Source organism: Nocardia sp. NBC_01503, from assembly GCF_036327755.1.
Taxonomy (GTDB): domain Bacteria; phylum Actinomycetota; class Actinomycetes; order Mycobacteriales; family Mycobacteriaceae; genus Nocardia.
In genome coordinates, this window is sequence record NZ_CP109596.1 from 7,178,979 (window position 1) to 7,198,995 (window position 20,017).

At 66.3% G+C, this 20,017-nt stretch carries 20 protein-coding genes; 12 read left to right on the forward strand and 8 right to left on the reverse strand.

Features of this window, described 5'->3' with window-relative positions; all coding sequences use genetic code 11:
• The first annotated feature begins 11 nt into the window (after window positions 1-11).
• From OHB26_RS32890 to OHB26_RS32910, 5 genes are all read left to right on the forward strand, one after another.
• The gene (locus OHB26_RS32890; RefSeq protein ID WP_067562687.1) at window positions 12-401 is read left to right on the forward strand and encodes an STAS domain-containing protein; all 390 of its coding nucleotides are present in this window, start codon (window positions 12-14) and stop codon (window positions 399-401) included.
• Complete coding sequence (locus OHB26_RS32895) at window positions 391-804, forward strand: ATP-binding protein (RefSeq protein ID WP_067562742.1); 414 nt, start codon at window positions 391-393, stop codon at window positions 802-804. The genes OHB26_RS32890 and OHB26_RS32895 overlap by 11 nt, the downstream gene beginning before the upstream one ends.
• Complete coding sequence (locus tag OHB26_RS32900) at window positions 797-1,453, forward strand: SpoIIE family protein phosphatase (RefSeq protein ID WP_330181141.1); 657 nt, start codon at window positions 797-799, stop codon at window positions 1,451-1,453. Before OHB26_RS32895 ends, OHB26_RS32900 begins: the two co-directional genes overlap by 8 nt.
• Window positions 1,450-3,747 (forward strand): SpoIIE family protein phosphatase, encoded by a 2,298-nt coding sequence (locus OHB26_RS32905; RefSeq protein WP_330181142.1) that lies wholly within the window; start codon window positions 1,450-1,452, stop codon window positions 3,745-3,747. Before OHB26_RS32900 ends, OHB26_RS32905 begins: the two co-directional genes overlap by 4 nt.
• Window positions 3,748-3,940: 193 nt before the next feature.
• Window positions 3,941-4,276, forward strand: coding sequence for an STAS domain-containing protein (locus tag OHB26_RS32910; protein ID WP_330185855.1), 336 nt, complete (start codon window positions 3,941-3,943; stop codon window positions 4,274-4,276).
• A gap of 74 nt (window positions 4,277-4,350) precedes the next feature.
• On the opposite strand, the gene OHB26_RS32915 is transcribed toward OHB26_RS32910, so the two are convergent.
• Window positions 4,351-5,391 carry an LLM class F420-dependent oxidoreductase gene (locus tag OHB26_RS32915; RefSeq protein ID WP_330181143.1) on the reverse strand — a complete coding sequence of 347 codons (1,041 nt, stop codon included), beginning with the start codon at window positions 5,389-5,391 and terminating at the stop codon, window positions 4,351-4,353.
• A gap of 111 nt (window positions 5,392-5,502) precedes the next feature.
• Between OHB26_RS32915 and OHB26_RS32920 the strand changes: the two genes are divergently transcribed.
• Window positions 5,503-6,153: a cyclodeaminase/cyclohydrolase family protein gene (locus OHB26_RS32920; protein WP_330181144.1), complete on the forward strand. Its 651-nt coding sequence runs from the start codon at window positions 5,503-5,505 to the stop codon at window positions 6,151-6,153.
• A gap of 142 nt (window positions 6,154-6,295) precedes the next feature.
• Entirely contained in the window at window positions 6,296-7,045 is a 750-nt protein-coding gene (locus tag OHB26_RS32925) for a L,D-transpeptidase (protein ID WP_330181145.1), read from the forward strand.
• A 46-nt stretch (window positions 7,046-7,091) separates the two neighbouring features.
• On the opposite strand, the gene OHB26_RS32930 is transcribed toward OHB26_RS32925, so the two are convergent.
• Window positions 7,092-7,940: a bifunctional 5,10-methylenetetrahydrofolate dehydrogenase/5,10-methenyltetrahydrofolate cyclohydrolase gene (locus OHB26_RS32930; protein WP_330181146.1), complete on the reverse strand. Its 849-nt coding sequence runs from the start codon at window positions 7,938-7,940 to the stop codon at window positions 7,092-7,094.
• A gap of 197 nt (window positions 7,941-8,137) precedes the next feature.
• Between OHB26_RS32930 and OHB26_RS32935 the strand changes: the two genes are divergently transcribed.
• The 3 genes from OHB26_RS32935 to OHB26_RS32945 all read left to right on the forward strand — a co-directional run bounded on the left by OHB26_RS32935 (window position 8,138) and on the right by OHB26_RS32945 (window position 10,720).
• Window positions 8,138-8,998, forward strand: coding sequence for a YdcF family protein (locus OHB26_RS32935; RefSeq protein WP_330181147.1), 861 nt, complete (start codon window positions 8,138-8,140; stop codon window positions 8,996-8,998).
• Window positions 8,999-9,068: 70 nt separating this feature from the next.
• Window positions 9,069-10,010 carry a methyltransferase gene (locus OHB26_RS32940; RefSeq protein WP_330181148.1) on the forward strand — a complete coding sequence of 314 codons (942 nt, stop codon included), beginning with the start codon at window positions 9,069-9,071 and terminating at the stop codon, window positions 10,008-10,010.
• Complete coding sequence (locus tag OHB26_RS32945; RefSeq protein ID WP_330181149.1) at window positions 10,007-10,720, forward strand: HAD family hydrolase; 714 nt, start codon at window positions 10,007-10,009, stop codon at window positions 10,718-10,720. Before OHB26_RS32940 ends, OHB26_RS32945 begins: the two co-directional genes overlap by 4 nt.
• A 43-nt stretch (window positions 10,721-10,763) precedes the next feature.
• Here the strand turns inward: OHB26_RS32945 and OHB26_RS32950 are convergent, their stop codons facing one another.
• Together OHB26_RS32950 and OHB26_RS32955 are read right to left on the reverse strand one after the other, a co-directional pair.
• Window positions 10,764-11,591, reverse strand: coding sequence for an SDR family NAD(P)-dependent oxidoreductase (locus OHB26_RS32950; RefSeq protein WP_330181150.1), 828 nt, complete (start codon window positions 11,589-11,591; stop codon window positions 10,764-10,766).
• A gap of 34 nt (window positions 11,592-11,625) precedes the next feature.
• Window positions 11,626-13,197 (reverse strand): succinic semialdehyde dehydrogenase, encoded by a 1,572-nt coding sequence (locus OHB26_RS32955; protein WP_330181151.1) that lies wholly within the window; start codon window positions 13,195-13,197, stop codon window positions 11,626-11,628.
• 125 nt (window positions 13,198-13,322) lie between these two features.
• Here OHB26_RS32955 and OHB26_RS32960 point away from each other — a divergent pair, with 125 nt between their 5' ends.
• On the forward strand, window positions 13,323-13,988 hold the full coding sequence (locus tag OHB26_RS32960; protein ID WP_330181152.1) for a TetR/AcrR family transcriptional regulator: 666 nt from the start codon (window positions 13,323-13,325) through the stop codon (window positions 13,986-13,988).
• 307 nt (window positions 13,989-14,295) lie between these two features.
• Here OHB26_RS32960 and OHB26_RS32965 read toward each other — a convergent pair whose 3' ends face one another.
• On the reverse strand, window positions 14,296-15,798 hold the full coding sequence (locus tag OHB26_RS32965) for an HNH endonuclease signature motif containing protein (protein ID WP_330181153.1): 1,503 nt from the start codon (window positions 15,796-15,798) through the stop codon (window positions 14,296-14,298).
• Between the two features lie 197 nt (window positions 15,799-15,995).
• Here OHB26_RS32965 and OHB26_RS32970 point away from each other — a divergent pair, with 197 nt between their 5' ends.
• Window positions 15,996-16,448, forward strand: a complete 453-nt coding sequence (locus tag OHB26_RS32970) for a hypothetical protein (protein WP_330181154.1) — start codon at window positions 15,996-15,998, stop codon at window positions 16,446-16,448.
• Here the strand turns inward: OHB26_RS32970 and hutG are convergent.
• The 3 genes from hutG to OHB26_RS32985 are packed head-to-tail and all read right to left on the reverse strand — an operon-like array spanning window position 16,390 to window position 19,998.
• Window positions 16,390-17,373, reverse strand: a complete 984-nt coding sequence (gene hutG, locus OHB26_RS32975) for a formimidoylglutamase (RefSeq protein ID WP_330181155.1) — start codon at window positions 17,371-17,373, stop codon at window positions 16,390-16,392. The genes OHB26_RS32970 and hutG overlap by 59 nt on opposite strands.
• Complete coding sequence (gene hutI / locus OHB26_RS32980; RefSeq protein ID WP_330181156.1) at window positions 17,370-18,554, reverse strand: imidazolonepropionase; 1,185 nt, start codon at window positions 18,552-18,554, stop codon at window positions 17,370-17,372. Before hutI ends, hutG begins: the two co-directional genes overlap by 4 nt.
• Before the next feature lie 13 nt (window positions 18,555-18,567).
• Complete coding sequence (locus tag OHB26_RS32985) at window positions 18,568-19,998, reverse strand: purine-cytosine permease family protein (protein WP_330181157.1); 1,431 nt, start codon at window positions 19,996-19,998, stop codon at window positions 18,568-18,570.
• Window positions 19,999-20,017: the final 19 nt, after the last annotated feature.

The window sequence follows — 20,017 nt, forward strand, 5'->3', positions numbered from 1 at the left end:
GGACAGGGCCAATGCCGGTACCCATTCTGAAGCAGGGCACCTATCTCATCGCGTCCGTGCAATCCGCGCTGACCGATGCCGATACCGAGCGCTTGCAAGACGATCTGATGAAGTACGTCAGCAAGTATCGCGCCCAGGGCATCATCGTCGACGTCACCGCGATCGACGTAATGGACTCCTTCGCGGCGAGATCCCTGCGTACCATCGCCCACATGACCAAGCTGCGCGGTGCGGAGACGGTCATTGTCGGTCTGCAACCCGAGGTCGCTTTCGCGATGGTGCAACTCGGACTCACCTTCGAAGATATGCACACCGCACTGGATCTGGAGGAAGGGCTGTCCTGGCTCAACCGCAAGATCAATGCCCGGGGTCAACGAGACGGTCGTGATCGTGGCCGCTGAAGTCATGGTGATCGCGGTGAAGGTGTCCAACGACATCGTGACCGCCCGGCAGGCGGGGCTGGAGTTGGCAAGCACTCTCGGCTTCTCGCTATCCGATCGCACCATGATTGCGACGGCGATCTCGGAGGTCGCGCGCAATATCACCAGTTACGCGGGGACCGGCGAGATCCGGCTCTCGGTCGGCGAGCGGGAGGGCCGGCGCGCCATGGTGGTGCAGGCCCAGGATCAGGGCCCCGGAATCATCGATATCGATCGCGCGCTGGAGGACGGGTACTCCACCGGACGCGGTCTGGGACTTGGCCTTCCGGGCGCACGCCGCCTCATGGACGGTTTGAGCATCACCTCCCAGCCCGGCCAGGGCACGCTGGTGGAGATGTGGAAGTGGGTACCCCGCGATGCGTGAGGACGGGTTCATCGGCACGGTCGAATGGGCCGTGGCCGGTCGCGCGCTACCCGGGCAACGGGTTTCAGGAGACCGGTCGGTCGTCCTGGACGCCGGTGGTGGCTCGGTGCTCTTCGCGGTGCTGGACGGACTCGGCCACGGCGCCGCGGCCGCCGACGCCTCGGATCGCGCCGCACAGGTGTTGTCCGAGAACCGCGCCGAGCCTTTGGATGTGCTGATCCTGCTGTGCCATCGCGCCATGTCCGATACGCGCGGCGCGGCGGTCTCACTGGCGCTCTTCGATGCCGGGGATCGACTGCACTGGCTCGGTGTCGGAAATGTCGAATCCCGCATTGTCGCCGCGGCGCCCGGCAAACCGGCCATTCGCTCGGCGGCGCTGCTGTCGGCCGGAATCGTCGGTTATCTGCTGCCGCCGAACCTGCAATCGCAGACCGTACCCATTCGGCCGGGCGATCTGCTGCTGATGTCCACCGACGGCATCACCAGCGACTACTCCGACGGAATCGACCTGGCCAAGCCGACCTCCGAGATCACCGCCGAGATTCTGACCAAGCACGCCAAGGACACCGACGACGCGCTGGTGCTCGCGGCCCGGCATCGCGGACACACCGTGCGGCCGCTGGGGCTGCACCCGGAGCCCCCCGCATGAGTTCGGTGCTGGCGGCCTTCCGTGACGCGTATACCAGCGCGCTACGGCTGCATCTGCGCGCTCCGAATCAGAACACCCTCGCCGAGGGCTATGAACTGGGGCGGCGCGCGCTGGTGGAGGGCGTGAGCATTCTCGACCTCACCGAACATCACTTCCGGATCCTCGAACAGGAGGGGCTGCCGGTCGCCGATGACGAACATGCCGAGGCCGCACTGGAATTCCTGTTGCAGACCATGGCGGCCCTGGACGTGGCCACCCGCGGCTTCCTGGACGGCACCCGGCGGTATGAGCAACAGCGTTCCCGCGCCGACGATCTCGCCGGGCGCGACGCCTTCCGCACCGCACTGGTGGAGTCGCTGCAGGACGGCTTCTTCGTCGTGGACGCCGAAGGCACACTCGTGGAGGTCAATTCGGCGTTCGGCGCGCTCACCGGGTACGGCCCGGACGGCGTGCCCTATCCGCTCCCCCACCCCTGGTCGGTAGCCGAGGCACCCCGCTATCCCGATCTCGGGACCGATGCCGCGCGCTTCGTCACGCCCATCCTGCATCGGGACGGGCGACGGCTGTGGCTGGCCGTCTCCACCAGTTCCCTGGTGAAACCCGAGAACGGTGAACGGATTTTCGTCGGCACGATTCGCGATGTGACCGCCGAACATGATGCCCAGGCGCGCGATCAGGCGGTCTCGCGATTGGCGACGGCGGTCGGCGCGGCCACCAGCGTGGTCGAGGTGCTCGCCGTCGGTTTGGAGGAGCTGCGCCGCGCCGTCGGCGCGGAGTCCGCGGTGGTCTCGGTCTGGCCCAATCGACATACCGGGCCCGAACTCTATGTCTCCGAGGACAATCCGCAATTGCAGACCGTCGCGGCCGGCGGCATCGCGCTGCGTTCGACGGCGCCGCAGACCGGAACAGTCCAGGACGGCAGGGAATCTCGCCAGGTCCTGGACGCACGGGCCCGCGCGCTCCTGGATCGCGCGCGACTGCGCCCGGGTCGCACCATGTTCGCGATACCCGAGGGCGCGTCCAGCTCCGAGGGCATTGTGGCCCCGCTCGGCGAGGCCGGTGATTCCGCACTGTGGCTGCGCTTCGCCGCGCCCCGGGCCATCACACCCGATGACTGGGCGCTGTTCTCACTGCTGGTCGGGCATTTGAGCCTGGCGGTACAGCGCGCCCGCAACTTCGATCAGGCGCGCTCCACCTCGCTCACCCTGCAGCGTGCCATGCTCGGGCCGATCGAACTGCCGCCGCGCTTCTCGGTGCACTACGAGCCCGCCTTGCCGCCGCTGGAGATCGGCGGCGACTGGTACGACGTGGTGCGCCTGGAGGACGACACCATCGGTGTCGTGGTCGGCGACTGCGTGGGCCGTGGCCTCTCCGCCGCCGTGGTCATGGGCCAATTGCGCACCGCCGCACGGGCATTGCTGCTGCGCGGTGCGGGTCCGGCACAGCTGCTGGCCGAACTCGATGCCGTGGCCGCGCGCATTCCCGGGGCCATGTGCACCACCGTCTGCGCCGCCATCCTGGATCCGGTGCGGAATCTGGTGCGCTACTCCAGCGCCGGGCATATGCCGCCGGTCCTCGCCGAACCCGGTACGCGCGGCAGGCTTTTGGAGGGCGGCCGGGCGGTCCCGCTGGCCACCTTCGAACTCCCGCGCCGCCCCGAGGCCACCACCGCCATGGCTCCGGGCTCGACCTTGGTGCTGTTCACCGACGGGCTGGTCGAACAGCGCGGTATCGATATCGACGACCGCTTCGTCGAACTCGCCGACGAATTGACCGGTGCGGCCGGGCAATTGCCGCGCGAGGTGGCCGATGCGGTGTTGTCGCGCTTGCGGCCCGCGGCGGGTTACGACGATGATGTCGCCCTCGTGGTCTATCGGCAGCCGCCCGAACCGCTGCATCTGGACATCCCGGCAACCCCGAGCGAATTGTCCCGTATGCGCTATGAACTCAAATCCTGGCTGGCCGCCGCCGCCATACCGCACGACCTCTCGGCCGATCTCACCGCGGCCGCGAATGAGGCGCTCAGCAACAGCATCGAACACGCGTATCTGAACGGCGAATCCGGCCGCGTCGAGCTCACCGCCGAATGCGGGCTGGACACAGTCACTCTCGTCGTGACCGATTCCGGCATCTGGCGGCCACTACCCGAGGATCCTGGACATCGAGGCCGCGGTATCGCGATGATGCGGGCCCTCACCGACGAACTGGAGATCGATCATGTGGGACCGGGCACTCGGGTCAAGATGACCACAAGATTGCCCGCAGTCTCTTTCTCGGCGGCCAGTCGCGTGTGAACATGGAAGGCACATATGCGCCATTGCCTTCCTGAACTAGCAGAAAACGGTGCGGTAACTGGGCTTTTCGCGATTTCCCGGCAACCCGTAACGAAACCGATGTCGCAGACGATGCAGCACGAACGGACGGATCATGGCAGATTGTTCCAACGTGACCAATACTTCCGGAGACGCGTATCCCCTCGGCGAGACGATGACCACGACGGTCAGCGTGCACGACGGCGCGACGGTACTCGCGGTGGTCGGTGAGGTCGACCTGGCGACTGCGCCCGCACTCGAGAACGCGATCGATTCCACGCTGTCCGGTAAGCCGGGCGCACTCGTGATCGATCTGTCCGAGGTGAGCTTTCTGGCCTCTGCGGGGATGGCGGCGCTGGTCGCCGCCCATCAACGCGCAGGGTCCACCCGCATTGCCGTCGTCGCCGACGGACCCGCCACCAGCCGCCAATTGAAAATGACCAATCTCGATCAGGTGTTCGCGCTGCACGCCACGCTGGCACAGGCGCTCACGGCGCTGAACGAGAACTGATCCCGACCCGCATACGAACACGAGCCCCGCACGCGAGTAATCGCGGCGGGGCTCGTTGCTTTACGCGGGAAGATTCAGTCGCAGATCGCGCGCAGCTGCTCGACCAGCTTCACCCGGTCGGCGGGCGTGGCGGCCAGCGGCACCACATTGAGCGCGGTCACCCCGGCCTCACGGAACGCGGCCACGCGCTCCTTGACGAACCCGGCCGAACCGATCAGGCAGATATCGCGCACCAGATCGTCCGGGACCACCTTGGCGGCCTCGTCCTTCTTACCCTCGAGGTACAGCTCCTGGATGCGGTCGGCCTCGGCGCCGTAGCCGTACTTGGTGGCCAGGGTGTGATAGAAGTTCTTGCCCTTGGCGCCCATACCGCCGATGTACAGCGCCAGATGCGGCTTCACGAATTCGCGCAGCGGCTCCACATTGTCACCGATGGCCAGGGCCGGACCGGCGAACACATCCAGGTCGCCCAGCGCCGGATCACGCTTGGCCAGACCGGCTTCGATCGCATCGCCCCAGATGTCGTCGGCCTTCTCCGGCAGGAAGAAGATCGGCTGCCAGCCCTCGGCGAGCTCGGCGGCGAGCTCCACATTCTTCGGGCCGAGCGCGGCGAGCAGCACCGGAATGTTCTCGCGCACAGGATGATTGATGAGCTTGAGCGGCTTGCCCAGGCCGGTGCCCCGCCCCTCGGGCAGCGGGATCGTGTAGTACTTGCCGTTGTACTCGAGCCGCTCGCGCTTCCACACCTTGCGGCAGATCTCCAGGACCTCGCGGGTGCGGCCGATCGGCGCGTCATAGGGCACACCGTGGAAGCCCTCGATCACCTGCGGGCCGGACGCGCCCAGACCCAGGATGAACCGGCCGTCCGAGACGTAGTCCAGACCGGCGGCGGTCATGGCCGTCAGCGTGGGCGTGCGGGTGTAGAGCTGCATGATGCCCGAGGCCAGCTGTACCCGTTCGGTCTTGGCGGCGATGTAGCCGAGCGCGCTCACGGCGTCGAACGAGTACGCCTCCGGCACGAAGACGATATCCAGGCCCGCCCGTTCGAGGTCGGCGACCTCGGCGGCTACCTCTTTGAAGCCGTCGGTGTAATTGATCGACAATCCGATACGCATGACCCGGACCTTACCGACACCGCACCCGCGCACTACCAGCGGCTCGGCTCCCCGGTACGGTTATCGGCGAATCTCGCTCGATCCCACGCACTCTCAAGGAGGCCATTCCTCATGACTCAGGACGCCGCGCAGGCAAGCACCAGCTTCGGTGACTCGACACTGCAGGGCTACCTGGATGAGCTGGCCGCCAAGGTGCCCGCGCCGGGTGGCGGGGCCGTTGCCGCGCTGCACGCCGCGCAGGGTGCGGCATTGGTCGCCATGGTCGCGCGGTACACCACCCGGGCCAAGGACGCCGAGAACCGTCCGGTCGTGGACCGCATCATCCTGGCCGCCGATACCGCACGTGATCGCGCGCTGGCCCTGGCCGATGCCGATGCCGCCGCCTTCACCGCCGTCGGCAATGCCTACAAGATGGCCAAGGAGACCGAGGAGCAGCAGACCGCGCGCACCGCGGCGATCACCGGCGCACTGCTCGGTGCGGCCCGGGTGCCCGCCGCGGTGGTCGCCGCCGCCGACGAAGTCGTCTCGCTCGCAAGCGAATTGCTGCCCATCGGCAATCCGAACGTGGTCACCGATATCGGTGCCGCCGCCGATGCCGCCCGGGCCGCCGCGGCCAGCTCACAGCTCAATATCGCCATCAATGTGGCCTCGCTCGGTCCCGGCGCGGGTGCGGAGTTCGCTCCGGTGCTCACTCAGATCGACGAGGTCATCGCGCGCGCCGAGGCGCTGCACAACGATGTGGTCGTCGCGATCACGAAATAGCTCGGCTATTACCCGGTGACTGCGGCGATTCCAATTCTCCACGCCGGAACCTAGGTCACGAAGCGGGAACATTTCCGGAAGAATGGGATGATCTGGTCATAGGCTGAGCCTCCAGACCACACCCTTTCGAAGGGATGGACCCATGCGGAACGCGATACGCCTTCTGTTCGTCGCATCAACACTCGCGGCGGCAGCCGCATTCGGCTCCGGAGCGGCGGGGGCGGTGCGCACGGCACCCGATCTCCCGGCGGTGCAGGCGATTACGCCGGGGCCCGGTGAAACGGTCGGAATAGCGGCACCGGTCAGGGTGCGCTTCACCGAACCCGTCGCGAACCGCGCTCTCGCCGAACAGGCCATGAGCGTGCGCGCCGACGCCACCCTTGCCGGGCACTTCTCCTGGGTAGACGACCGTCAGTTGACATGGACTCCGGCCGCTTACCTGCCCACCTCTGCACCTATCACGGTGTCGGTGGGTCGCCTGCACACCCAATTCGAAACCAATGGCGGGACAACCGCGGACGCCGATATGTCGGCGCACACCTTCACCGTATTCATCGGTGGGGTGCCGGTGCGGACCATGCCCGCCTCGATGGGTAAGCCCGGGTGGGAGACACCGACGGGCACGTTCCCGGTGCTGTCGCGCGACCGCTCGGTGACCTTCGATTCGCGGACGATCGGGATTCCGCTCAGTGACCCGCAGGGGTATCTGATCCAGGGTGAGTTCGCCGAAAGGCTCACGTGGGGAGGCGTTTACGTGCACTCCGCACCGTGGTCGGTGGATTCACAGGGCAATGCCAATGTCAGCCACGGATGCATCAATCTCGCACCGGGCGACGCCGAGTGGTACTACGACAATGTCTCGCTGGGCGATCCGGTTACCGTTCACTGGTAGAGGGATTCGGGTGTGGGGACGAACCCCCACACCCCCGGTTCTTTCGTCAGCGAGAAGTCTCGGCGGCCTGAACTACGTGGCGCATGAGCAGTGCGGTGGTGACCGGTCCTACCCCGCCGGGTACCGGGCTCAGGGCACCGGCCTTACCGGTGACGGATTCGGCATTCACATCGCCGGTAATGTTTCCGTTCTCGTCCTCATTGGTGCCGACATCGATGACCACGGCACCCTCGCGGACATGATCACCCGTGATCAGCCCGGCGCGCCCGACGGCGGCGACGACCACATCGGCGGCCGAGGTCACGGCGGGAAGATCGCGGGTTCGGGAGTGCGCGACGGTAACGGTGGCATTCTCGGCCAGTAGCAGCTGAGCCAGCGGCTTGCCGACCACATTCGAGCGCCCGACCACCGCGACCAGGCGGCCCTCCAGCGCAATGCCGTGGAACTTGGCCAGCTCCACCACCGCCTCCGAGGTGGCGGGTGGGAATCCGGGAAGACCCGAGGCGAGCAGGCCCAGGGACAGCGGGCTGACACCGTCCACATCCTTGGCCGAGGCGATCGCCAGGCTCACATCATCGAGGCCGACACCCTTGGGCAGCGGGGTCTGCAGCATGATCGCGTCCACGGCCGGATCGGCGGACAGTTCGGTGAGCTTGGCGCGAATCTGATCCGCGGTCGCGTCGACCCCGAGATCGACGTTCTCACAAGTTATTCCATTGCGCTCGGCGGCGCGGTTCAGCGACTTCACGTACCAGGCGCTGGCCGGATCGTCATTGGCGATCACCAGTGCCAGGCGCGGGGCGGCACCGGATTCGGCGAGCGCGGCGGCGCGGGCCTTGGTGTCGGCATTGATGGCGGCGGCGAGTTCCTTGCCGATCAGCGAAGTCGTATCCACGGGAACACACCCTATCGCGACGCGCGGGTGTCCCCGGCCACCACTGCTGTCAAACCTCCGAAATCACTTCGGCAAATACCCGACAAAGGCTGTGGTCAGTCGTATCGTGTCTCCAGTTGTTCCCGAGCCATCAGCCAGCAAAGCCAGTCGGAACCCAAGCAAGCATGCGTGACCCTCTCTCGGAAAGGTCGACAGCAGTGCAGATCGCCAGGCGTTTCCCCACGGTCCTCGCGGCGGCGGCAGCCGCCTTGACCCTGTTCGGCCCGGGCATCGCCCACGCCGACCCCGGCCCGCTCTACAACTCCGCGCAGGACAACTTCACCGACGGTGATGCCGCCGCCGGACTCGCCGACCTGCGGCAACTGCTCGCCGAATCCCCCGATGACGCGCAAGCGCTTGCACTGCAAGCGATTTGGTCGGATTACACCGGTGATCTGATCACCCGTGAGGCGGCGCTGATGCGGCTCAACGGTATCGACCGGGAGCTGGCGGACAGCACGCGCACCACCTTCCGCGCCATCGGCGCGGCCGTGGGCACACTGCCCAACCCGATTCCGGCGATCGCGGGACCGTCCACCGGTATCGCGGTGCTCGGATACGGTCTGCTGCCCGACGGCAGTATGCGCCCCGAGCTGGTGAACCGGTTGCAGGCGGCCTGGTTGCAGGCCATCGCCTCGCCGATGTCGCCGATTCTGGTGACCGGCGGCAACCCGCAGAACGGGATCACCGAGGCCGCGGCCATGCAGGGCTGGTTGATCGGGCACGGCATTCCGGCGAATCGCATTGTGGCCGATCATCGGGCGGGCTCGACCGTACAGAACGCGCTCTTCGGCGCGGATATGTTGAAGCGGGCGGGCGCGACCAGCGCGATCGTGGTGACCTCGCCGAACCATGTGCGGCGCGCGGTGGCCGATTTCATCGTCGCGGGCATTCCGGTGGTCGGGGCGACGACCTCGTTGGAGCAGCTGGTTTCGCAGCTGCCACCGCCCGCGCGCAATAACCAGCGCGGGATCTACCTGGACGCGACACGCACGATGCTGTTGCCGGTGGAGCGGTAGTCCGCCGATAAACGATGCCCGTCTCGACCCGCGTGGTAAGTACGCAGGTCGGGGCGGGCACAATGGCGCAGTGAGTACTTCCGTAACCGATACCCTCATCGCTCGTCTCCGGACGGCCGGGTGTGTGTTCGCGGAGGATGAGGCGGCCCTGCTGATCGAGGCCGCGGACAGCGCTGAGCAGCTGGAATCGCTGGCGGTTCGGCGGATCGCCGGATTTCCGCTGGAGCATCTGCTGGGGTGGGCGGAGTTTCGAGGGTTGCGGGTGGCGGTCGCGCCGGATGTGTTCGTTCCCCGGCAGCGCACCGGATTTCTGGTCGAGCAGGCAATCGCGTTGGCGCGGCAGATGATTCGCTCCGAGCTGCATAGCGCCGCAGCGGCTTCCCTCGGCACACCGACCACGACTCCGGCCGACGCCGCCATCGCGATCCAGGCGGAGGCGGCCACGCTTCGCGCATCGGAATCGACAGCGGCGATGGCCCACTCGCGGCCGTTCATCGTGCTCGATATGTGCTGTGGGAGTGGGGCTTTGGGGATGGCGTTCGCCATCGAGGCCGGTGCGGAGGGGATTGCGGTGGAATTGACCGCGGCGGATATCGAACCGGCGGCCGTGGCCTGTGCTCGGCGGAACCTCGCGGGCCTCGAGGCTCGGGTGTTTCAGGGGGATCTGTTCGCTCCGGTGCCCGCCGAGTTGGCGGGGCGGGTGCGGATTCTGCTGGCGAATACGCCCTACGTGCCTTCTGCCGCAATCGCTTCCATGCCGCCGGAGGCACGCGACCATGAGCCGCGGGTCGCGCTCGACGGGGGCGCGGACGGATTGGATGTGCTGCGCCGGATCGCGGCGGTGGCCGGGGACTGGCTCGCGCCGGGCGGGCATCTACTGGTCGAGGAGAGTGCGGAGCAGGCGGCATCGGCCGCTCAGGTGATGCGAGATCACGGGTTGAGCGCGCGGATCGCCGAGGATGACGAGTTGGGTGCGACGGTGGTTATCGGCACCCGGGATGTGGGCGTATGACGATTCACGGGATTCTGTTCGATATCGATGACACGCTCATCGACTACTCCGCGACGGCGCGGGTCGGGCTGCTGCGGCATCTGACCGCGGAGAACCTGCTGGACTACTTCCTGTCCCCCGAGGAGGCGGTCGACCTCTGGCGGGCGCTGGAAGAGCAGGAGTATCCGCGCTTCCTGACCGGTGAGCTCACCTTCACCGGTCAGCAGCAGGCGCGCACCCGGAGGTTCCTCTCCCATATCGGGGTGAAGGTCAAGGATCCCGAGGCGTGGTTCGCCCGCTATGCCGCGCGCCGCGATACCGTCTGGGCCGCGTTCCCGGATGTGCCGCCGACGCTGCGCGGGCTCACCGGCCAGGTGGCACTGGGTGTGGTCTCGAACTCCTCGCTGGCGCATCAGCGGGGCAAGCTGGCGGCGGTGGGGCTGCTCGAGCATTTCAGCGAAACAGTCTTGTGCTCGGACGAATTCGGGGCGGCCAAGCCGGATCCGAGCATCTTCCTGGCGGGCTGCGCCATGATCGGGTTGCCTCCGGATCAGGTCGCGTACGTCGGCGATCGCTTCGATACCGATGGGATCGGCGCGCGCGATGCCGGATTGCGGGCCTACTGGCTCGATCGCACGGCACGCGGTGTCGCGCATCGCGACGGCATCACCGTGATTCCCTCACTCGCCGAGCTCAGCGCCACCACCTTCGGCAATTTCGACCTGGCCTGAGCCGGGTGAAAGTCCTTGCGGTTCATCGCGATTCGGTGGGCCGCTACTTCTTCCGGCCGGTGAATTCGTCCATGGAGTGATAGACGCCGACGGTATTGAGGTAGAAGTCGCGCACCTTGAGCGGTAGTAGCCCGGAGATGGCGCGGTTCAGGCGGGAGGTCCAGGGCAGGACGACCAGCGCGGAGCCCTTCTTCATCTCCTCCCAGGAGGTGTTCACCACATCGTCCTGCTCCAGGATCGGGGTGAACAGGAAGCCCTTGGCCCCGTCGAACATGCCGGTATTGATGTAGGTGGGGCAGACCGTGGTCACTTTGACGTGCGAGTTACCGGACTGCTCCAGCTCCAGCCGCACCGAATCCGACCAGCCCAGCGCCGCCCACTTGGAGCCCGCGTACACGCTCATGCGCGGATTGGCGACCAGGCCCGCCGAGGAGGCGATGGTCATGACCCGCGCCTCGCCCGTGCCCGCCACCATGGCGGGCAGGAATTCAAGCGTGATGTACATGGGCGCAAGGGAATTGATCGCCATGGTCTTCTCGATATCGGACCGGTTCGCGGTCTCCCAGAAGTACCCGTTGCCGCGCACGATGCCCGCGTTGTTGATCAGGACATCGATATCGCCGACCTCGGCGCGCACCGCCGCGCCCGCCTCGGCAATGGCGTCGCGGTCCGAGACATCGACTACATAGTGGTGAATTCGGCTGCTGCCCAGGGCCGCGAGCTCCGCCGCGGTCTCCTTCAGCGCCTCTTCATTGATATCCCAGAGCACCACATCGGCCGCGCGCTCACGCACCGCGCGCTCGGCGAACGATTTGCCCAGACCCATGGCAGCTCCGGTGACCAGGACCTTCTTATCCGCGACGTTCTTCATCAGCCCGGTATACCCCTGTCTCGATTTCGGCAGATCACTTCTGCCGCAACGTCTTCATCACGCCCAGGAACAGCGTCATGGTCTTGGCCCACACCTGCTCGGACATCCCGGGCAGCGGGGCGATGGGCAGACCACGCTGGACCGCGATGGTCTGGGTGTCGACGTACTTGAGCAGCCCCTCCGGACCGTGACGGCGGCCGGTGCCGGAGATGCCGAGCCCGCCCGACGGTGCGGCGACCGAACCCCAGGCGGCGATGAAGCCCTCGTTGACATTCACCGATCCGGCATTGACGCGGGCGGCGACCTCGCGGCCCCGGGTCGTATCCTTGCTCCACACACTGGCATTGAGCCCGTAGGCGGTGTCATTGGCCTGGGTCACGGCTTCATCGTCGCTGGTGACGCGGTAGACCGAGACGACCGGGCCGAAGGTCTCCTCACGGAACACGGTCATGCCCTCGCGGACGTCGGCGAGGATGGTGGGCTCGTAGAAGTACGGGCCCAGATCCGGCCGGGCCTTACCGCCGGCGAGGACCTTCGCGCCCTTGCTCACCGCATCGTCGACATGCTTGCTGACGGTGTCGATCTGGCGCGGGAAGGTGAGCGAGCCGATCTCGTAATCGAAGTCCAGGGTCTTGCCCAGGCTCAATTCCTTGGTGTTGGCGACGAATTCGGTGACGAACTGGTCATACACCTTGTCGTGCACGTAGATTCGCTCGATCGATTCGCACAGCTGCCCGGCCGAGGCGAAGCAGGCGCGCACCGCGATCTTGGCGGCCTTGGAGACATCGGCGTCCGCGAGCACCAGCAGCGGGTTCTTACCGCCCAATTCGAGCGAGTAGCCGATGAGCCGCTCGCCCGCCTGCTGGGCGATGGTGCGGCCGGTGGCGCTGGAGCCGGTGTAGTCGACGTAGTCGGCGCGGGCGATCACCTCGGGGCCGAGCTTGGCGCCACGGCCCAGGACGGCCTGCCACAGGCCCTTGGGCAGGCCCGCGCGCTCGGCGATATCGATGGCCCACAGCAGGGTCAGCGCGGTCTGATTGTCGGGGCGGCCGATGACGGCGTTGCCCGCGAGCAGGGCGGGCAGCGCATCGGAAGCACCCAAAGCCAGGGGGTAGTTCCACGGTGAGATGACCGCGACCACGCCCTTGGGGCGATTGCGCACCTCCACCTGGGTGAGCACCGGCATCACACCGCGCGGCTTGCGGTGTGTGAGAAGGCGTTTGCCCTCGGCGGCGTAGTAGCGGGTGTTCACCGCGACATCGGAGACCTCGTCGAAGGCGTGCACGCGGGACTTGCCGGTCTCGGTCTGCACGATATCGAGGATGGTGTCCTGCTCGTTCAGGACCAGATCGTGAATGCGGCGCAGCAGTGCGGCACGCTCGCCGACCGGCACCTTGGCCCATTCGGCCTGCGCGGCGCGGGCGGTGGCGAAGGCGGTCTCGACATCGGCGGTGGAGGACTGCGGCAGATCGGCGATCTTGCGTCCGGTGGCGGGTGCGAACACCTCGACCGAGGGCGCGCCACCGGCGACAGCGTGCGCGAGCAGCCGCTGCACCAGGTCGAACGGCAGTGCATCAGCGGCAGCGAGCTGCGGGGCAGTCGACATTGGTCGCCCTCTCGATAGGTCTGCGCGGGCCGATCCCGCTAATTATCTGAACACCGTTGTTAGGTGAACACTAGTGTTAGATTAATAGGCGTGCCACACCCCATGTCAAGCACCCGGAGCGGTCGATGACCGCGGGTACCCCGACCGCGCGCCGGGGTCGCCCACCACAGACGGCCAAACAGGCCGATCAGGTGCGCGCCCGCATCATCCTGGCCACCGCGGAGGTCTTCGCCGAACACGGTTCGCGCGGGCTCAGCGTCGCCCGCATCATCGAGACGGCGGGGCTGGCACGGCCCACCTTCTACCGGTACTTCGCCAATGCCACCGAACCGCTGCACGCGGTGCTGACGGTGTCGAATGACGATCTGGTCGGCGGGATCCGCTCCGCGCTCGAGCGCACCGAGGAGCCGGTTCAGCTGGGCATCAACATGATCGAGGCTTATCTGTACTGGGCCAGCGGGCACGGGCCGATGCTCTCGCCGTTGTTCGCGGAGCTGCACGATCCGGGCTCGCCGGTGTCGCCGTATCGCGAGCGCGCCATGGACGATATCCGGGAACTGATTCGTGCCAAGTTCGCGAAGCTCGGGCGGACGGTTCCGGCGGATCTCGACCTGGATACCTGTCTGCAAACGTGTGAGTTCGTGGTGTATCGGATCTCTGCGGGTGGGGAGCCCAGCGATGAGACGATTGCGGCGGCTCGGCTCACGATGATTCGCAGTTGTCTCGTGACGTTGGGTACTCGTGAGGACGTTGAATACGCGTTGACTATTCCGGGGCTCTTCCCTGGTTGATAGCCGGTTTCCCTCGCCGGGTGGGGTTTGTGGCGCGGGTGCTTTGCGGGCTGCTGGTCGGTAGAGGAAGTGCATGCGGAAAAGAAGAGGTGTGGTCACCTCGCCTGCCGTACCCGGCTGTCGCTCCCCCATCAGGTGCATAGGTGGCAGTAGCGGCGGGGAGACTGGCCGTGGTCCCGTTTCGGGACAAACCCAAAAGAACAAAACCCAAAGGACAGAGCCCGAAAAGGCAAGGGCCTCAACGACAAACACCCGTGACACCGGCAGGGCAGAACCTGCGGTGTCACGGGCGACGGCGGGGCTTGGCCTATTCGGTTGAGGGGGGTGGGGTGGAGCGGCGGCGGTTCAACCACTCCTTCAGGCGTTGTCGCTCGGGCTCATTGCGGGATTGAATCCGCGACACGGTGGCAGCCATCACCTCCCCCGGATGGTGACGGTGATTCACCTCCGGTACTCCCGAGGGATTGATATGAGGTGGAGCGATCCAGCCGGTACGACCCGGAAACGGGCTGTCCGCACCGAGTTTCACCGTCCTCCACCCACCCGGACCGTCATGCACGAGAGCGTGGCAGCTGTCGCACGCCAGGGTGAGGTTCTCGATATCGGTGCGCCCGCCCTTGGACCAATCGGTGGCGTGATGCACCGCGGCCAGACTGGCGGGAGCGGTGCAGTTGGGGCGGGTGCAACCCTTTTCGGCGGCGATCAACGCCAACCGCTGTGCCTTGTTGGCCAACCGGTTGTTGCCACGCCCCAAATGCAGCGGCATCCCGGCATCATCGAATACGGCCAGGTACCGGGTGGAGTCCCCGGCCTCAGCGGCCAGTCGCACGGCCTCGCCGATGGACAAGGTGCCGCCGGTGGCGGTGGTGGCCACCCCGGAACGGTTCTCCAAATCGGTCAAGCTCATGGTCACCACGGTCCCCACCGGCAGACCACGATGGGTGCCCAGCACGGCCGGATCGGCCTCGAAGCGCAGGAACCCCAGCAGCGCATCATGCGCGCGCTGGGCAGCGGTGCGGGTATCACGCTTGGCGGCGGCCTCGAGACGTTCACGATCGACGGATTCGACTGTGGTACGAGGGCTTTCAGGATCCTCCGGATTGCACATGCCCGGACGCGCCAGCTTGGCCAGCACCGGCTCGAACACCGCACGCAACTCCGGGGTGATCTCCCCGACCAACGCCGACATCCCATCCACCCGTTGGGTGCCGAGGGTGAGGCCGCGCATGCGCTGGCGGTCGCTGTCACCACAGAGCTTGCCGTCGGGATCAACCCGGCGCAGGATGTCATCGCCCAGTTTGCGCACGTCATCGGGCCAACCGGTGCTCGCATACTCAGCCAGACACACCTCAGCGGCCTCGCGCTTCTCGATATCGAGGCTGCCGGGCAGACGGTCCATCGCTTGCAGGATCCGGGTCACGTGATCGGCGGAAATATCCCCTGCTCGCTGCGCCTCGGCGACTGCGGGCAACTCCGCCTCGAGGACTTGACCGGGCAGGCGACGCACCGCGAGCTTGTCCGCGAACCGCACCCGCCGCCCCGCGTCCGCACGCGAAAGACGCAGCGACTGCTCCAAATACAGGGCGGGGGACTTCACTCCCGCCCTGCCATGCAGATCACGACGGCGGGTTTCGTCCACGAACCCGATTTTGACCGCCTCCAATTGCCTGCCGACCTTTTCGGTCTCGCGCATGAGGGCGGTGAACTCGTCATCGGACAACGGAATCGGCGACGCTTCGAGCAGGGCATCCACCGCGGCACGCAGCGCCGAAACAGCGACTGCGAGAGCGGAGTCTTCCCTGGATTCCATGCCTTTATTCTACCGTGATAAACATCCATTCACGAGCCGAATTACGTTGTGATACAAGGCTATTCAGACTCTCCTTCTTTTCATATTTTAACTTTTATCGTTTTCTTTTCTTCTCGTCCGGGCGTCTTTATCTTTTCGTTCATTTCTTCTCTTGATCTTTACCCCCACAAACGCCCGAAACCACCTACCGTGGACATATGAGAACCTCGGTACACCTACTACTCTTCGCCAGCGCGATAGCGATAGCGGTAGGCACCTTCGGCCCCCTCCTGGACTCCCTCAAACCCCAGCACATCAGCTTCGACAACCTCAGAAACGGCTTCCCGGACGGCCAATCCATGGAACAGCTGGGCCACCAGTCCGTCAGCCTCTGGACCTCCCTGGCCATCGGCCTACTGGCCGTAGCCGCCGTCATTCTGATCGCCGCCCTGGTCGGCGCTCGTACCCTGGCCGCGCTCGGCGTCCTGGTCGGCCTCGCCGGACTGGGCGTACTCACCTGGCGACTCGACCAGAACTTCGACGACCAACTCCGCCACGACTACAGCGACCTCCTCAGCGGCAGCTGGGGTCTCTACCTGGTAGGCGGCGGCCTCATCGTCGCTCTGCTGTGCGTCCTGGCACCCCGCGAGCGCAAACGAGTCGGTGTATGAGCCGAGCAGCCGTGCGCGCCGTCCGATTGTCGACGTCCAGGCCGGGATTCAGCTCGGCGACATCGACCGCGACCAGCTTCCCGCTGGCCGCCACACGATCGCATACGCGCTGAATGGTTTCCAGCGGAACGCCATACGCGGCGGGCGCACTGACACCCGGCGCGACCGCGGCCGGGAGCACATCGAGATCGATGGTCAGGTACAGCATGTCGACCGCATCCAGGAGGTCCGCGACGAACGCGTCCACCATCGCGTAATCGGTTGGCCCGCAACGATCGTCGAGTAGATAGTGCACGTCCAGACGATCCGCGGTGTCGAACAGCGCCCGCGTATTGCTCGGCTGACTGATTCCGAGCACGTCGTATCGCACCGAGGTGCCCGCCACCCGCTCGGCCGCCAGAATCTGCCGGAAGGGGGTACCGGAGCTCGGCACCACCTCATCGCGCAGGTCGAAATGTGCGTCCAGATTGAGGATTCCGAGTCGCGGACGCGCCGCACGCCCCTGCGCGGCCGCCACTCCCAGGTAAGTTCCGTACGCCACTTCGTGGCCGCCGCCGAGCACCACGGGCAGTCGTCCCGAATCGATCGCCGCCGCAACGGCATTCCCGAGCCGCTGCTGGCCGCCCTCCAGATTCGTATCGGTGACCGCGATGGTTCCCGCATCCTCCAGCAGCACCGGATCCGACAGCGCCATGGAGGACAGCGCGGCCCGCAGTGCCGCCGGACCGGCCGCCGCGCCCTGGCGGCCCCTATTGCGTCGCACGCCCTCGTCACTGGCGAAACCTATGAGCACACAACGACTCTCCGATGCCTCGGGGTCGTACGGCCGGATGGCCTGATGCCATCTCAGGTGTTCGGGTGCGTCGCCGTCATTGCGGCCGGTCCACGCCGCGGGCGGGATATCGACCCGGATCTCCGCGCTCATGCCGCGACTCCGGGGGTGACGAGTACGCCGTCCTTCCACACCTCGCGCACCAGAGCCACGCCGGGCCGGTAGGCCAGATGCAGGTAAGAGGGTGCGTCCAGGGCAATGGCATCGGCGCGCGCACCGATGCCCAGCCAGCCGATGTCATCGCGCCGCAATGCCTTCGCTCCGCCCAGGGTCGCCGACCACACGGCTTCCGCGGGTGTCATGCGCATTTCGCGAACGGCGAGCGCGATACAGAACGGCAGGCTGGTGGTGTAGCAGGTACCGGGATTGCAGTCGGCTCCCAAAGCCACGGTGACTCCGGCATCCAGCAGTGCCCGGGCATCGGGGTACGCGTTCCGGGTACAGAAATCCGCACCGGGCAGCAGCGTCGCCACCGTGGAACTGCCTGCGAGGGCGTCGATATCGCCGGAGTTCACGTACGTGACGTGATCCACCGAGGCCGCGCCCATCTCCACGGCCAGTCGCACGCCCGGCCCCTGCCCGAGCTGATTGCCGTGTACGCGCGGGATGAGCCCGTGCGCCACACCGGCTTTCAGTACCGCGCGGGACTGCTCCTCATCGAACGCCCCGCGTTCACAGAACACGTCGATCCATTTGGCATGCGGCGCACAGGCTTCGATCATCTCGTCGCAGACCATGGCCACATAGTCGTCCGCGCGTCCGGCGTACTCGGGCGGCGGCACATGCGCCGCCAGCAGCGTCACCTCATCGGTGAACCGGCCCGCGACCTGCGCACTGCGCAACTCGTCGCGGGTGGTCTGCCCGTACCCGGTCTTGCACTCCACCGTGGTGCTGCCCGATCGCAGCGCCTCGTTCAGCAGCCGCCGCACATTGCCTTCGAGCTGCCCCTCATCGGCGGCTCGGGTGGCCTCGATCGTCGTGCGGATTCCGCCCGCGGTGTAGGGGGTTCCGGTCATGCGGGCCGCGAACTCCTCGGCCCGTTCCCCCGCGAACACCAGGTGTGAGTGGCTCTCCACGAATCCGGGCAGCAGCGCCCGGCCGCCGAGGTCGATGCCGTGGTCGGCGGCGGGTGCGGTCGCGCTGTCGCCGACCCATGCCACCTGCCCATCGGTGAAGGCGATGGCGGCGTCTCGACGCACCCCCAGCCGCCCTTCGCCGAGCCCCGGATCATTGGTGACGAGCGTTCCGATATTCGTGACGACCAGGCTGGTCACGATCGAATTCCTTTCAGACTCGGGCCATTTCGGCGTCCGGCGGATAGATCATGGTCGCGGGCGGATTGGCGGTGCGCCTGCCCACCGGGTAGTACAGCGATGCGGTCACCACGATTCCGACGATCCACGAAATATCCGCTCCGCCGAGCATGTCCGTGATGGGACCGGTGTAGAGCTTGGTCGCCAGGAACGGAATCTGCACCGCCACACCGACGAAGTAGCAGGCCAGGGCTGGCACATTCCACGCCCCGTAGCGTCCGGCGGGGTCGTAGAGCGCGGGAATGTCGATGCGCTCCTTGGAGATCAGGTAGTAGTCGATCAGGTTGATCGCGCTCCACGGCGTGAACACCATCAGCAACGCCAGGACGAAATTCTTGAAATTCGCCAGGAAGTCGGCGCTGGCCGCGATGGCGATCAGGGTCGCGACGGTGGTGAAGCCCACGATGTAGACACCGCGTGCCATCGTCGAAATGCGCGACCGCCCTTCGAAAGCCGTCACCGTGGTCAGAATCGACATGAAGCCGCCGTAGGCGTTGAGCACATTGACGGTCAGCTTGCCGGTCACGATCACCAGGTAGATCAGTACCGCGACCGCGGCCGGTCCGGCGAGATCACCGATGAATCCGACCTGATCCTTCATGAATGATTTGCTCGCCACGGCCGCGATGAGCGCGCCGAAGGTCATCGACCACTGCGAGCCGATCACCGTGCCGGCGAAGGTGGACCAGAAGGTCGCCCGATCGCTGGTCGAGCGCGGCAGATACCGCGAGTAGTCGGCCACATACGGTCCGAAGGTCAACTGCCAGCCCGCGCCGAGGCCGATCGCCAGCAGGAAGGTCGCGGTCTCGAAACCCTTCACCCCGAGTTGCGCGGTCACGTCGTATTCGGCGAACAACCGGATTGCCAGATAGCTGAATCCGATAATGCCGACCACGGTCGCGATCCGGCCCACGATATGAATGAGTTTGTATCCGGTGATCGCGATGAACGCGGTCAGCACCCCGAAAATGACCATGCCGAGTTTCGGGCTGTCGATATGCAGCACCTTGGCCACGGCCTGCCCGGCCAGAACTGTTCCGGTGGCGGCGAATCCCAGATACATGAGAATCGCGAGCAGTAGCGGCAGTACCGCACCACGCACACCGAATTGCGCGCGGCTGGAGATCATCTGCGGCAGACCCAGTTTCGGGCCCTGCGCCGAATGCAGCGCCATTACCGCGCCACCGGCCACATTGCCGATGAGCAGGCCGATAATGGCCCACAGCGCATCGGCTCCGAAAATGACCGCCAGCGCACCGTCCACAATCGCGGTGATCTGCATATTCGCGCCGAACCACAGCGTGAACTGGCTACGCGGGCTGCCGTGCCGTTCCGAGTCGGGAATGACATCGATGGTGTGGCGTTCGGGGGTGAGTACTACCTCGGCGGGACCGTCGTGCGTCATGGTCGCTGCCTTCCTGCTT

Excerpts from the sequence above, each read along its gene's own strand:
- OHB26_RS32900 (WP_330181141.1), top strand. The coding sequence starts at position 797 with ATGCGTGAGGACGGGTTCATCGGCACGGTCGAATGGGCCGTGGCCGGT.
- OHB26_RS32945 (WP_330181149.1), top strand. The coding sequence starts at position 10,007 with ATGACGATTCACGGGATTCTGTTCGATATCGATGACACGCTCATCGAC.
- OHB26_RS32890 (WP_067562687.1), top strand. The coding sequence starts at position 12 with ATGCCGGTACCCATTCTGAAGCAGGGCACCTATCTCATCGCGTCCGTG.
- OHB26_RS32970 (WP_330181154.1), top strand. The coding sequence starts at position 15,996 with ATGAGAACCTCGGTACACCTACTACTCTTCGCCAGCGCGATAGCGATA.
- OHB26_RS32965 (WP_330181153.1), bottom strand. The coding sequence starts at position 15,798 with ATGGAATCCAGGGAAGACTCCGCTCTCGCAGTCGCTGTTTCGGCGCTG.
- OHB26_RS32955 (WP_330181151.1), bottom strand. The coding sequence starts at position 13,197 with ATGTCGACTGCCCCGCAGCTCGCTGCCGCTGATGCACTGCCGTTCGAC.
- OHB26_RS32920 (WP_330181144.1), top strand. The coding sequence starts at position 5,503 with ATGACTCAGGACGCCGCGCAGGCAAGCACCAGCTTCGGTGACTCGACA.
- OHB26_RS32985 (WP_330181157.1), bottom strand. The coding sequence starts at position 19,998 with ATGACGCACGACGGTCCCGCCGAGGTAGTACTCACCCCCGAACGCCAC.
- hutG (WP_330181155.1), bottom strand. The coding sequence starts at position 17,373 with ATGAGCGCGGAGATCCGGGTCGATATCCCGCCCGCGGCGTGGACCGGC.
- OHB26_RS32925 (WP_330181145.1), top strand. The coding sequence starts at position 6,296 with ATGCGGAACGCGATACGCCTTCTGTTCGTCGCATCAACACTCGCGGCG.
- OHB26_RS32905 (WP_330181142.1), top strand. The coding sequence starts at position 1,450 with ATGAGTTCGGTGCTGGCGGCCTTCCGTGACGCGTATACCAGCGCGCTA.
- OHB26_RS32960 (WP_330181152.1), top strand. The coding sequence starts at position 13,323 with ATGACCGCGGGTACCCCGACCGCGCGCCGGGGTCGCCCACCACAGACG.
- OHB26_RS32915 (WP_330181143.1), bottom strand. The coding sequence starts at position 5,391 with ATGCGTATCGGATTGTCGATCAATTACACCGACGGCTTCAAAGAGGTA.
- OHB26_RS32950 (WP_330181150.1), bottom strand. The coding sequence starts at position 11,591 with ATGAAGAACGTCGCGGATAAGAAGGTCCTGGTCACCGGAGCTGCCATG.
- OHB26_RS32910 (WP_330185855.1), top strand. The coding sequence starts at position 3,941 with ATGACCACGACGGTCAGCGTGCACGACGGCGCGACGGTACTCGCGGTG.